Below are 11,960 nucleotides of genomic sequence, written 5' to 3'. Positions count from 1 at the left end.
GGCGCCCCCCCGCGGCGGGCCCCCCCCCGGGGTCGGGGCGAGGGGCCACACCCCGCCCCACCCGCCCCCCCCCCCGCCCGCCGGTCTCGGCGCCGCCGGCGGGCCCGGCGCCGAGACCGTCCGGGCCGCCGCCGACGTGGTGGTGGGCCCCTGCGCCGAGGGCGCCGTCGCCGACCTCGTGGCCCGCGTCCTGCCGTGATCCTGACCGTCGTCGGCTGCGCGGGCACCGTCCCGGGGCCGGAGGCCGCCTGCTCCTGCTATCTGCTGGAACACGACGGCTTCCGGCTCCTGCTGGACGCCGGGACGGGCGCGCTCGGACCGCTGCAGCGCTTCGCCGACCCGTGCGCGATCGACGCCGTGGTCATCAGCCACCGGCACCGCGACCACTGCTCGGACCTGGTGCCCCTCGCCTACCTGCGGGACCGCAGGGGCACCACGGCCCGGCTGCCGGTGATCGCCCCGGCGGGCACCGAGGCGCACGTCGCCGCCCCGTCCGGCTACGCGCGGGCCCTCGACTGGCGAAAGCCGCCCGCGGGGCCGTCCGGGCTCGGGCCGCTGACGATCGAGACGGCTCCGGTGCGGCACTCGGTGCCGGCGCAGGCCGTCCGGGTCACCGCCGGATCCGCGAGCCTCACCTACTCCGGCGATTCCGGCGAATGCGCCAAGCTCCTGGAACTGGCCCGGGGAACGGACGTCCTGCTCTGCGAGGCGGCGGCGGCCGTCGGCACCCCCGGCTCCGCCGCCGCCCACCTCACCCCGGCGCAGGCGGCACGCCTGGCCAGGGAGGCGGGCGCCGCCCACCTCGTCCTCACCCACCTGCGGCCCTGGGCGGACCCCATGGCCGCCTTGCGGGAGGCTCGCGAGTCCTACGACGGCCCCCTGACGCTGGCGGTCCCCGGCCTGAGACTGATCGCCTGACCGTCCGGGAACGGCGGGCGGGACGGAACCGGATGTGCGGACGGCATGATCGGGCTGGGCGGGACCCGGCGGCTCGCGGACCGCCATCTCACGGGCAGGCCGCCCGCCCGGGCCCTCGCCGGGCGGGTGGCCCGAGGCCGGCCGGCGGCGCGCCGGCGCCGGAGGGGTCAGGCGTTGCCTCCCCACCGGGAGCCCGCGTACCTGGCGAGAGTCATCTCGATCTCCTTGCGGGAGCCCTTGAGCCGGTGGACGGGTACGACCACGATCCAGCCGCTTCCCTTGTCCAGGTAGCACAACGGCGTCCGCGGCCCCCGAGCCGCCGGCAAGGGCGTCCCCGGCAGCGGGAAGACGCAGACCGCCCACCCGGCCGGCTTCGCGCGCCGCACCACGACCCGGCCGATCTCGTGCCACCCGTAATGGACCCGGCGGCCGCCGTACCGGAGTTCGAGGCCCTCGGCGCCGACCGTCAGTTCACCGGGCCTCCAGAGCGCGTTCAGGAGGGGGAGCGTCCACACCGCGGGCTCGCGCACGAGCCAGAAGGTCAGCACGGACATGATCGCGAGCAGCAGCGCGAAGAACACGCCGGCCGAGCCGACCGAGCCGGCCGCGGTGATCACGGTCACCAGGCCGAGAGCGATCCCCGCGACGAGGCGGAGCGCGTGTCCGACGAGCGCGAGGATCACGGGAGCGACACTGGCCTCGAACCGCACGGACCCGTGGCGGTCGGGCAGCGGAGTGGTCCGGGATCGGTCGTCCTCGAAGGCGTCCGTCGCGGCGTTCACCGGCGGGAGGGTGGTGGCGCCGGTGACGTGATACCGCGTCAGCATGTCCTGCACGGGAGGGGGAAGCCACGCACCGCCCTCACCGGCCGAGGAGAGGACTCCCACCAGTTCCGCCGGGTTCGGGCGGGCGGCGGGGTCCTTGGCGAGGCAGTCCGCCACGACGCCCTTCAGCGGAGCGGGCAGAGCGTCCAGAGCGGGCGCCTTGTGCACCACCCGATAGGTCAGCGCCTCCACCGGTCCTTCCCCGAACGGGCGGACTCCCAGGGCGTAGGCGAGAACGGCGCCCAGGGCGAACACGTCGCACGCCGGGGTGAGCGTGCCCTCCGAGATCAGCTCCGGCGCCATGAAGCCGGGGGTCCCCGCGAGGGCGGTGACGCCGGAGGCGTCGACCGCCCTCGCGATGCCGAAGTCGATGACCCGCGGCCCGTCGGCGGCGAGCAGGACGTTCGAGGGCTTGAGATCGCGGTGGACGACGCCGGCGCGGTGGACGGCCTCCAGGGCCTCCGCCAGCCCCGCCCCCAGGGCGAGTACCGAGACCGGCGGGAACGGACCGTGGTCGGCGACCGCGGCGGCGAGCGAGGGCCCGGGCACGTACGCCGTGACCAGCCATGGGATCTCCGCGTCGGGATCCGCGTCGACGACGGGGGCGGTGTGGAAGCCGCCTACCTGGCGCGCGGCCTCCACCTCGCGCTTGAACCGCCGGCGGAACTCGGCGTCAGCGGCGAGACCCGGATGGACCAGCTTCACGGCGACCGGCCGGCCTCCGGGAGACGAACCGAGGAACACCTGCCCCATTCCCCCGGCGCCGAGGCGGGCCGACAGCGCGTACCGGCCGATCGCACGAGGGTCCCCGGGCCGTAGAGCGTCCACCGCAGTCCTCATCTTCCGTCGTTCGCCATCCGCACCCGATCATGGGACGTCTCCCGACCGAAGCGAACCGGTGCGGTTTCTGCCAGTGGCCCTTTCGAAGGAGGTGAGTCGCGGGGAGCGCGGGCGGCCCACTCATGTTCCCGCCATCATGCCTGAATTGCTTCCGCTCGTCTTTGACGATGCCTCCACGATTCTTTGACACTGTTCGCGGATCCGCGCCGCGCTCGACCGGCCCGCGCGGCGGGGCATGGGCGCGGCGTCCACGGCTCCGAAGGGCGCCCGCGCGAGAAGCGACCAGTAACCTCATGGCCATAACGAGCGGACTTGGGGAAGCCAGTGATCGAAACGGTGTACAGAACCGAGGACTTCCCCCCGGCCGAACGATTCGACCGCTGGCGGGAATGGATGGGGCGTACGCACGCCCCCGTGGACCTGAGCAGCGAATATGCCGCGGATTTCCGCGCTCACCAGCGCATCCTGCAACTCGGCGCGGTGACCGTGTGGCCGTCCACCGTCCAGCCGCTGCTGTCCCGGCGGACGGCGAAACTCATCAGGCACTCCGACCCCGGGACGTACAACCTCACCCTCGTCGTCGAAGGGGTGGCACGCGCCAGCTGGGACGACCGGGATGCGGAATACCGTCCCTACGACCTGCACGGCCAGAACTCCTGGCGACCCTGCACGGTCCAGGTCGGGCGGCGTGACCAGTCCGTCAGGTGCGTGGGCGTGGAGATTCCCCGGGACGTCCTGGCGCTTCCGCGCAGGAGCGCCGATCGCGCGATCGGCCGGCCGCTGTCGGCACGGGAGGGCGTCGGAGCGTTACTGGGCGGCTTCCTCACCCGCCTCAGCACCGACACCGCCGCCTACCTGGCCACCGACGGCCCCCGGCTCGGCGCCGTCCTGACCGATCTGGTCTCGGCCCTGTTCGCCCACACCCTCGACGCCGACCGCGACCTCTCCCCCGAGGCCCACCGGCGGACCCTGACTCTGAGCATCCGCTCCTTCGTCGCTCGGAACCTGCACGATGCCGAGCTGACCCCGTCAGTCGTCGCGGCCGCGCACCACATCTCGACGAGCCATCTGTACCGTCTCTTCCAGGACGAGGACGTCACCGTCGGCGCACTGATCCGCCGCGAACGCCTGGAGCGCGCCCGCCGGGACCTGGCCGACCCGGCTCAGCACGGGGTGCCGGTCCACGAGATCGCCGCCCGCTGGGGTTTCACCCACCATTCGGCCTTCACCCGTGCCTTCCGCGCCGCCTACGCCACCTCCCCCAGCGACTACCGGCAGGCGGCGGTGGCGGGGGACGGAGATGCCGAGGGCGCCTCCCTGGCAGGGGACCGCCGGTAGTCCCGGGGCCTCAGGCCCCTGGACCGGTCGGGTTGGGTCGGGCCCGGCCGCGGACGGCCGGGCCTTGTCGGACACGTGCTATCTCGTCCCTCCCCTCCGCCGGCGAGACCTACTCGCTCGACAGCCGCAGGTAGCGAATCGCCTCCTGAGAGGTGAGGGAGGTGGGAAGGTCCAGGAGCTGCCGCTGCCAGATGCCCACGTTCCCCCGCCAGGTGCGGTAGAACGACAGGCAGCCGAGCGGGGAGATCTCCAGGAGACGCTTCTTCGCCTCGTCGAGGCGCCGCAGGATCCGGTCGCGATCCGGAGATCGCTCGTCCCCCACGGGAGCAGCCCCGCGCAGGCGGTCCCCCACTTCCTCGATGAAACGCGAGCGCTTCTTGATCGCGTCCATCCAGAAGTAGAGCGTGGTCACGTCCGCGCCGGAGTGCAGAGCCCGGACCAGGCCTTCGGCGATGAGCTCGCCGAACTCCTCCGTTGCGGCGTTCCGGCTGAACGGATCGTACGGCAGCTGCCACAGCCTCCCCGCGACGCCCGCGGAGCGATCGGCGACCGCGTCGTACATGAACAGCCAGTCCTCGTTGTAGATCGCGGGGAAGTACGTGTCCGCGCGACGCGTGTCGACGAGGAGCGCGTTGCCTCCCATGAAGGTCGACTGCGCTCCCCCGGAAACCCGGTTGGCATGACATACAACTGAATTATCCGGAAAATCGGGAACTTGAAATCCCACCACCCGATACTGCTCGGTCAGAGCGGCGGCCCTCCGGATCAGCGAAGGCTCCATGCCTCGTATGTCATCATCCAGGAAGAGGATCGTCCGCCAGCCGCACAGGCGGGCCAGGAGAAGGCCGATGTTCCTCTTCAACGCGATGTCCGTATGCTTCTCCATCGCTCGCCGCTCGAAGTCGAGCAGCGGGTGACTGTGCCCTGGCGGGACCGTCAGGCAAAGTGCGTTCGGGGGCAGCGCGTACCTCGTCTTGATCTCCCGCGACTGCACGGATGTGCTGCACAACAGGACGATCGTGCACTTCAACGCCTCCGCCAAGGCGATCACAGGCCCCACGCGGTGTGGAGCGACCGTGGGAACCACAATGGCGTCCACCGTGCCAGGGCCTACACCGCCGACCCCCGATAAATCTCTCAGCAGATTAATGTGCGAGCCCACATGGGACGCCTGACCGAATTCGTCAGTACTCATCTTTCCTCCGTTTGTGTTCGTCCGTGACCTGGTCACGAACGTTCCGAGAACAAGATTGATCTGGACACTACGTACTGTCCGGAAAGGAACGAGAAGGGCAACGCGCGCTTCGGGGCCGCAGGACCGCGGGAATACGCCGTCTCTCCACCGCCCGGGCCGACGCTCCGAACGGACGGGTGGCGCGCTAGGAGTTCGCTTCGATCATGTCGAGCACCTCGGACGTCGGGCGCACGTCGCCGAAGGACCGGTAGACGGTGTGCAGGGTGGCGTTGTGGTCCTGGTCGCGGCGCGCCGCGTTGGCGTCGGCGACCATGATGACCCGGAACCCGAGGGTGCTCGCATCGCGCGCGGAGGACTCGCAGCACACGTTGGTGACGGTGCCGGTGATCAGGACCGTGTCGACCCCGCGCTCCTCCAGCAGACCTGGAAGGGGGCACCGCCCCGGAAAGAAGGCGCTGGCCGCCGACTTCTCCACCAGCAGATCGTCGGCACGGACCGCGAGGCCGCGCCACAGGCGCTCGGCCATCGGCCCGGTGCCGCCGGCGGTACGGTACGCCTCGGCCGCTTCCGGTCCGAAGAACTCGTCGCCCACCGCCGTGCGTTCGCCCACCGCGGGCAGGACCCAGGCGACCGTGCCGCCTGCGGCCCGCAGGGCGTCGGCGAGCCGGCGGATGTCGGGCACGATCCCCCGGCAGTAAGGGTTGGCGGACACGAAGAACGGCACCATGTCGAGCACCACCAGGGCCGTACGGGCGGGAACGAGGTGCGTGAACGCGAACCGGCGACCGCGGCGGCGTTCGTGGCGGGCGTACTCCCGGGCCTCGATCCGCCACTCGTGCCGCCGCGCCTCGTTCTCCGACGGCATCGGCCCCTCCTCGACCTCCGGCAGCCCTAGGCTGCGGGCGTGAACTACAGCGAGCTTGAGGCCTCCATTCTCCGACTGGTCACCGAAGCCGCCGAGGAGGACGTTCGCGCTTTCGGAGAGGAGACGGTCACCCGTCTGGTGCGGCCGGAGCTGCTCAGCGGTGCGGCCGAGGACGAACTCGACGACGACGCCCGGGCGGCACTCGCCGCCGCCTGCGCGAACGTCCGGACGATCAGCGCCGCCGAGCTGCTGGAGGCGCTGACGACGATCCATGACGGCATCCTCGTCGACGACGATCTGGACATCGGAGTCCTCACCGCCGTCAGCGCGCTCGGGCACTGGCAGAGCTACCTGGAGAAGGGCCGGCGCGGCGAGCTCTACGAACTCGCCATCCGCTCCATCGAGGACGTCGACCACGAGGTCTCCGCCGATCTCGACGACTTCCTCGCCACGCCGGAGATGGCCGCCGAGTATGAGCGCGCCCGCGGCCTGTTGGCCCCCGCGCGAGACGGCGGCGCCTCCGCGCCGTGAGGCCTCGGCCGGCGTCCTAGCCGGGCGCGGGACGGTCGGCGAAGACGCCGTGGAGCATGCCCGTGGCCTGCCCGACCTCGATGAGATAGCCGTCCGGGTCGCGCATGTAGCAGCGGATCTCCGCCTTGCGGTCCAGGGGCTCGGTCAGGAACCGCGCCCCCCGGGCGGTGGCCGCCGCGTGGAACGCTTCGATGTCGGCGACCCGGACGTTCATGAAGGCCGACACGGGGTCCCCGGGCTCGGGCGGCCTCAGGACGACGTCGGGCTTGTCCGGCGTCGGGCCGCCTCCGGGGTTCATGATGATCCAGGTGTTGGCCACCTTCACGATGGCCGGGTTCTCCGGGAGCACCACCTCACCGCCGAGGACGTCCGCGTAGAACCGCCTGGAGACCGCCACGTCCCGGACGGTCAGGAAATGCGTGAGCACGAGCCCCTGGCTCGGCGCCGGAAGGTCGCCTTGGTCCGGCATTCGGATTCCTCCATGTCGCAGGTACCACCTGTCCCCGAGCCGGGGTGCGCGTCCCTCCGGAACGGCTGCCACGCCTGGACGGCAATAGGAATTGTCCATAGTCCCGGCGGCGGAGCGCCGCCCCCGGGACTATGGACCCGGCGCGGAATCCGTCAAATTCCCGCCAACTGAAGAAGGACCTGTCGGGCGGCGCCCGAAACCGACAGAATCGCCCGTATGACGATCACGGCCGCGACGCCGCCCCCGCACCGGGCTCCCGTCGACCTCGCCCGGGGGTTCCTGACGGGCGGCGTGCTGGGGACGTCGCTGGCCGCCCTCGTCGCCGGCATCGTCATCGAGAGGGTGCCGCTGTTCGTCACGGGTCTGGCGGCGCCCGCGGTCTACGGCCTGCTCGTCTTCCTCGCCGGTGTGCCGCGGCGCCTCCGGGACGCGTCCGTCGCGCCCTGCACTGCGCTGGCGTTGATCGAGAGCCGGGAGGCCGTCAAGGGCGAGGAGACCGACGTCCCGGTGCGCTTCGATCTCACGGTCGCGCCGGACGGTGCGCCGGCGTACCGCGTCGAGATCAGGCAGGACGTCCACATCGCCGACCTCCCCGACTACCGGCCGCAGAGCGTCGTGGTGGTCGAGTACGCGCCGGACCGGCCATGGCAGGTGAGGATCGTCAAGCGGCCGACGCCCGAGTGGGAGGAACGGGCGGCCGGCGCGCGCATCGACTCCGCGCCCGGGCCCGCCATGGTGAGCGACCCCCCGGAGGGCGCCGCCGCCGGTTTCGCCACGCTCTTCGGCCTGCTGCTCGGCGCCGCCGCGGTGGTCCTGCTCTTCCGTGCCGACCTGTCCCCCCAGGGCGGCGCCGCGCGGCAGCCCGCCCCGAAGCCGTCCGTCTTCGCCACGCCCACGCCGTCGACCACCATCGTGACGTCGGCGTCCAGCACCATGGTCCTCGGCCCGGGCCGGTCGCTGCTCGACGACGGAGAGCTGCGCCGGGCCGTCGACTCGCTCACCCAAGGCAAGGACAGGCGCCGAGCGGTCACCCTCGTCGTGCAGAACCGCCTGCTGTCGATCGTCTTTCTCCCCACCGGGAAAGAGGCCCCGCACTTCGACTTGCGTTCCGTGCCCTACGACCGCATCCCGTCCCTGGTCACGGCGGCCAGGACGACCCTCGGCGTCGAATCGCCGCGGAGCTGGCAGCTCACCGCCGACCGCGTCACCGGCTCCCTCACCATCAGGATCACCGTGACCGGCTCCGAAGGCACGGCCTCGATGGAGGCGGACGGACGCGGCGAAGTGGTGCGGCGCAGCCCGGTGGGGTGACACCCGCGGCGGCGTGTCCGGCAGACCGTTCCTGAACTGGCAGGAGGAAGACGTATGGGCTGGCACGGATACCTGGTGCTGTGGTGCGCGGTTCTGGGGACGGTCGCGCTGGTCGGCTACGGGCTGTCGCTGGCCGGGATGACCCGGGCGCAGCGGACGGTCCGGGTCACGGGGCGGATCGAGCAGGTGCGGGAGCCCCGGCACGGCGGCTCCCGGAAGGGCGGGATACCCGTGGTCGTCTCCTACCGCGACCCGTCCAGCGGACGGGAGGTCGTCGTGACGAACGACGGTGACCGGGGCGAGATGATCACCGCCGCGTGGACGGGCCGCGAGGTCGGAGTCCACTACCCGCGCGGAAGGCCGCACGCGTACCGGTTCACCGACCGGCCCCGGCGAGGCGGCCGCGGCCTGGTCGTGCCGAACCTCGCGCTCTTCCTGGTCTACGCCGGGGCGGTGGTCGTCGCCGCGATCGACCGGGGCTGGCCGTGGGCGCTGCTCGGCTTCTGCGGGCCGTGGGCCGTCGTCGGCGCCTTCCACCTGCCCGGGAACATCCGCGACACGCGCCGCCGCCGCGAAGCGCTGGCCTCCATGATCGTCGTCCAGGGCCGGGTCGTCGCGGTGCTCAAGGACGTCAGCAGCGACGGGGACGGCGGCACCCTCACCACCATCACGCCGGTCGTGGCGTTCACCACGCGGGAGGGCGCGGCCGTCACCGCCCACTGCACCCAGCAGATCCCGGACCCGGGCGGCGCGCGGGGCCGGGAGGTCACGGTGCACTACACCCCGGCCGACCCGGCGGTCTTCACCCTGAACCGCGTGGCCGACCAGCGTTCCCTGAGAACGGACATCGCCGTCAACGTCGTGGGCCTTCTCGCCGTCGCGTCGGCGGCCGTCGCGGGAGCGGTCATGCTGTGACGCCCGCGGACGGCCGGCCGAACGAGTTGGGACGCCGCGGAGCGCGCCTTTAGGCTGGGGGGTGTGCTGTTCCATCGCGGGCCTCTCCACCCGGCCCTCGATCCGTTCGTGGCGGGCCTCGGCTATTCCGAGTCGCACGGCCCCGCCGTCCGCGAGCAGTCCATCCCGACCGGCTGCGCCCAGCTGTTCGTCAACCTGCACGCCGACGCGTTCACCGGCGGGGCCGGCGGAGCCGCGGTCCTCGGCGCGACGTCCCGCCCCTCCGTCATCGACACGGAGGACCAGCGGGCCATCGCGTGGGTCGCGTTCAAGCCCGGCGGCGCGTTCCCCTTCTTCCCGCCCGAGCCCGGTCTGGTCGTCCTGGAGGATCTCTGGGGCCGCGCCGGGGCGGTGGTGCGGGAACGGCTCCTGGAGGCCGGCGGTCCCGCCGACATCCTGGACGCCCTGGAGTCGGTCCTTCTCGAGGCGGGCGATCTGGACCGCGATCCCGCCCTGGAGGCCGCGATCTCGGCGCTCGACCGGGGCGCCGCCGTCGGCGAGGTGACCGACCGGCTCGGCTTCACCCGCAAGCGCCTCATCGGGCTCTTCCACGACCGCGTCGGCCTGACGCCCAAGCGCTTCGCCCGCGTGCGGCGGTTCCAGCGCACGCTCCGGCGGATCCCGTACGACCGGCCGGCCGACTGGGCGGAGCTCGCGTTCACCTGCGGTTACGCCGACCAGTCGCATCTGATCCGCGACTTCCGCGACATCGCCGGGCTGCGGCCGACCGAGTACCGGCCCCGCTCCCCCGACCAGCCCAACCACGTGCCGCTCTGAGGGAAATTCGTCCAATACGGGGCACGCGGGCGGCCCGCACGATGGGGCCATGAACCTTTTCCCGAAACTCGTCGTCGACGACGCGGGCCGTGCCGTCGAGTTCTACACGACGGCGCTCGGCCTCAAGGAGACCGAACGCTTCGAGACACCGGACGGGAAGATCGTCCACGTCCGGCTGGTCCTCGGGGACGTCCAGCTCACGCTCAAGGACGAGGACGCCGTCGACGCCGGGCCGGCCGCTCTGGGCCTCGACCGCTCACCCGTGATCATCAATCTCGACGTGCCCGACCCCGACGCGGTCGGCTCCCGCATGGAGGCGGGTGGGGCGACCGTGGTCTACCCCATCGAGGACCACCCGTACGGCCGCATGGGCCGGTTCCGCGACCCGTTCGGCCACGTCTGGATCGTCCGCCTGCTCGACGGCGGCTGATCAGGCCCGGCGACCCGCCGGCCAGGTCATGCGAGCGGCCGACTTCCGCAAACAGGGTCTGATACGCGCTTAGGCCCTGCTCCCGGGGTTAGGGCAGCGTCATGGTCCTTGAACTCCTGCGGCGCGGCGCGGCTGCGGCCGGTGGTCTCCCGGGCGGGAGAACCGTCGTCCGCGCCGCGGACCACGCGGGGGCCCTGGGCGTCCGGGCGGCGGCCGTGCCGATCCGGCAGACGAGACGAGCGCTCGGCGGAGTCGGAGGCATGGCGGCGCAGGCTCTCCACCCGGCGCGGACCGTCCACGCCTACCCGGAGCGGCTGCACATCGAGCTGCGTCACCTGCACAAGGCGGAGAGGCTGTCCGAGGCGCAGGCCTTGGAGCACGCCGTCGAAAGGCTTCCCGCCGTGCGCTGGGCCCGGGTCAACTCGGCCCTCGGGCGATTGATCGTCCACGTGCCGGAGGAAGTCTCGCCGGAGTCCGTCCTGGAGATCGTGGAGGCGCTGGACGCGGTCCTGGGGGGCGAGGAGGCTGGGGGATCCGCGGCGCTCCCAACGGAGCTGGTCCTCGGCGCCGACCTGGTGGGGCTCGCGATCACGGCGGCGCAGCGGGTGCTCGGGCGGGCCGTGCTGCCGTCCGAGGTCGCGGGCCTGGTGGCCTTCGCGGACGTGGTGCCCGTCCTGCGCGGCGTTCTGGCCCGGCTGGTTCCGGGTGCGCCGGTGGAGCGGTGGCTGCCGCTGACGCAGGCCGCCGCGCAGGCGTTCGCGCCCGGCGGGACGGGGCTCGTCGTCGACGTGGCGCAGCGGCTCTGGCAGCGCCGCGAGGCCGCCGCCACCGGCCGGCTGTGGCGGATCGCCGAAGCCGAACTGACCGGCGCGCCCGAGCGGGCGGGATGCGCCCCCGTCTCCGGCGGTCGTTCCGACGACCTGCGCGACGGGCCGCCGGAACGCCACGCGGCCCGGATGCTCTCCGTCGGCCTCGGCGGTCTCGTCCTCGGGGGGCTCCTGACCGGCAGCGCGCGCCGCGCGCTGGACGTCGGGGTCGCGGCGGCGTCGAAGGCGCCCCGCGCCGCCCGCGAGGTCTTCGCGGCCGAGCTCGCCGCCCGGCTGGCCGGCCGGGGAGTGCTGCCCCTCGATCCGGCGGCGCTGCGCCATCTGGACCGGATCGACACGGTGGTGCTGGACGCCGACGTCCTGCAGGCCGCGGACCTGGTGGTGGACGAGGTCGCCGTGCTCGCGGACACGCCGGAGGCCGAGGTGGCCCGGCGCGTCCACGCGCTGCTGGCGCCCGAGGCGCTGGACGAGGTCAGGGAGGCGGACGGGTGGTCCCTCGGTCCCGTCGCGCGCGTGCTGCCCGGCGGGGAGGTTCCGGCCGAGGTCCGGGACCTCCCCGGTTCGGGTCCGGTGCTGGCCCTGGCCTCTCGAAGTCGACGTCGATCGCGCGCCGCTCGCCGGGCCCGACGGGCGCGAAGCCGTCCCCCGGCCTGAGCGTGTAGAAGTCGCCGCTCCGCGCGG

General features: G+C 72.8%; 12 protein-coding genes and 1 pseudogene. 9 read left to right on the top strand and 4 right to left on the bottom strand.

The genetic code is table 11. The features are described from left to right. Positions 1-199, top strand: a pseudogene (locus AB0C69_RS26855) (conjugal transfer protein TrbL); the annotation flags it as partial. Continuing rightward, a complete protein-coding gene (locus AB0C69_RS26850; protein ID WP_353835436.1) occupies positions 196-918 on the top strand; it encodes an MBL fold metallo-hydrolase in 723 nt (240 codons plus the stop codon). The pseudogene AB0C69_RS26855 and the gene AB0C69_RS26850, both read left to right, overlap by 4 nt. Before the next feature lie 167 nt (positions 919-1,085). Here the strand turns inward: AB0C69_RS26850 and AB0C69_RS26845 are convergent, their stop codons facing one another. Then, a complete protein-coding gene (locus AB0C69_RS26845) occupies positions 1,086-2,570 on the bottom strand; it encodes a serine/threonine-protein kinase (RefSeq protein ID WP_360357965.1) in 1,485 nt (494 codons plus the stop codon). 405 nt (positions 2,571-2,975) lie between these two features. Between AB0C69_RS26845 and AB0C69_RS26840 the strand changes: the two genes are divergently transcribed. Further along, positions 2,976-3,920: a helix-turn-helix domain-containing protein gene (locus AB0C69_RS26840; protein WP_360357967.1), complete on the top strand. Its 945-nt coding sequence runs from the start codon at positions 2,976-2,978 to the stop codon at positions 3,918-3,920. Positions 3,921-4,029: 109 nt separating this feature from the next. Here AB0C69_RS26840 and AB0C69_RS26835 read toward each other — a convergent pair whose 3' ends face one another. Together AB0C69_RS26835 and AB0C69_RS26830 are read right to left on the bottom strand one after the other, a co-directional pair. Then, positions 4,030-5,019, bottom strand: a complete 990-nt coding sequence (locus tag AB0C69_RS26835; protein WP_360357963.1) for a hypothetical protein — start codon at positions 5,017-5,019, stop codon at positions 4,030-4,032. 280 nt (positions 5,020-5,299) lie between these two features. After that, complete coding sequence (locus tag AB0C69_RS26830; protein WP_360357961.1) at positions 5,300-5,980, bottom strand: isochorismatase family cysteine hydrolase; 681 nt, start codon at positions 5,978-5,980, stop codon at positions 5,300-5,302. A 39-nt stretch (positions 5,981-6,019) separates the two neighbouring features. Between AB0C69_RS26830 and AB0C69_RS26825 the strand changes: the two genes are divergently transcribed. Continuing rightward, positions 6,020-6,511: a hypothetical protein gene (locus AB0C69_RS26825; protein ID WP_360357959.1), complete on the top strand. Its 492-nt coding sequence runs from the start codon at positions 6,020-6,022 to the stop codon at positions 6,509-6,511. 16 nt (positions 6,512-6,527) lie between these two features. On the opposite strand, the gene AB0C69_RS26820 is transcribed toward AB0C69_RS26825, so the two are convergent. Beyond that, complete coding sequence (locus AB0C69_RS26820) at positions 6,528-6,980, bottom strand: VOC family protein (RefSeq protein WP_345173679.1); 453 nt, start codon at positions 6,978-6,980, stop codon at positions 6,528-6,530. A gap of 216 nt (positions 6,981-7,196) precedes the next feature. Here AB0C69_RS26820 and AB0C69_RS26815 point away from each other — a divergent pair, with 216 nt between their 5' ends. The 5 genes from AB0C69_RS26815 to AB0C69_RS26795 all read left to right on the top strand — a co-directional run bounded on the left by AB0C69_RS26815 (position 7,197) and on the right by AB0C69_RS26795 (position 11,933). Further along, entirely contained in the window at positions 7,197-8,291 is a 1,095-nt protein-coding gene (locus AB0C69_RS26815) for a hypothetical protein (RefSeq protein ID WP_360357957.1), read from the top strand. 54 nt (positions 8,292-8,345) lie between these two features. Next, the gene (locus AB0C69_RS26810) at positions 8,346-9,206 is read left to right on the top strand and encodes a DUF3592 domain-containing protein (RefSeq protein WP_360357955.1); all 861 of its coding nucleotides are present in this window, start codon (positions 8,346-8,348) and stop codon (positions 9,204-9,206) included. A 63-nt stretch (positions 9,207-9,269) separates the two neighbouring features. Further along, complete coding sequence (locus tag AB0C69_RS26805; RefSeq protein ID WP_360357953.1) at positions 9,270-10,022, top strand: helix-turn-helix domain-containing protein; 753 nt, start codon at positions 9,270-9,272, stop codon at positions 10,020-10,022. A gap of 49 nt (positions 10,023-10,071) precedes the next feature. Next, positions 10,072-10,452, top strand: a complete 381-nt coding sequence (locus tag AB0C69_RS26800; RefSeq protein WP_345173687.1) for a VOC family protein — start codon at positions 10,072-10,074, stop codon at positions 10,450-10,452. Between the two features lie 101 nt (positions 10,453-10,553). Continuing rightward, positions 10,554-11,933 carry a hypothetical protein gene (locus AB0C69_RS26795; RefSeq protein WP_360357952.1) on the top strand — a complete coding sequence of 460 codons (1,380 nt, stop codon included), beginning with the start codon at positions 10,554-10,556 and terminating at the stop codon, positions 11,931-11,933. Positions 11,934-11,960: the final 27 nt, after the last annotated feature.

It is taken from the genome of Actinomadura sp. NPDC048032, from assembly GCF_040653175.1.
GTDB classification, from domain to species: Bacteria; Actinomycetota; Actinomycetes; order Streptosporangiales; family Streptosporangiaceae; genus Spirillospora; species Spirillospora verrucosospora.
Note: the sequence above shows the minus strand (reverse complement) of the source record. Positions and strands in the feature narration are given on the sequence as shown.

Coding starts and splice junctions, on each gene's coding strand:
- AB0C69_RS26840 (WP_360357967.1), top strand. CDS start 2,976: ATGGGGCGTACGCACGCCCCCGTGGACCTGAGCAGCGAATATGCCGCG.
- AB0C69_RS26830 (WP_360357961.1), bottom strand. CDS start 5,980: ATGCCGTCGGAGAACGAGGCGCGGCGGCACGAGTGGCGGATCGAGGCC.
- AB0C69_RS26820 (WP_345173679.1), bottom strand. CDS start 6,980: ATGCCGGACCAAGGCGACCTTCCGGCGCCGAGCCAGGGGCTCGTGCTC.
- AB0C69_RS26815 (WP_360357957.1), top strand. CDS start 7,197: ATGACGATCACGGCCGCGACGCCGCCCCCGCACCGGGCTCCCGTCGAC.
- AB0C69_RS26810 (WP_360357955.1), top strand. CDS start 8,346: ATGGGCTGGCACGGATACCTGGTGCTGTGGTGCGCGGTTCTGGGGACG.
- AB0C69_RS26800 (WP_345173687.1), top strand. CDS start 10,072: ATGAACCTTTTCCCGAAACTCGTCGTCGACGACGCGGGCCGTGCCGTC.
- AB0C69_RS26795 (WP_360357952.1), top strand. CDS start 10,554: ATGGTCCTTGAACTCCTGCGGCGCGGCGCGGCTGCGGCCGGTGGTCTC.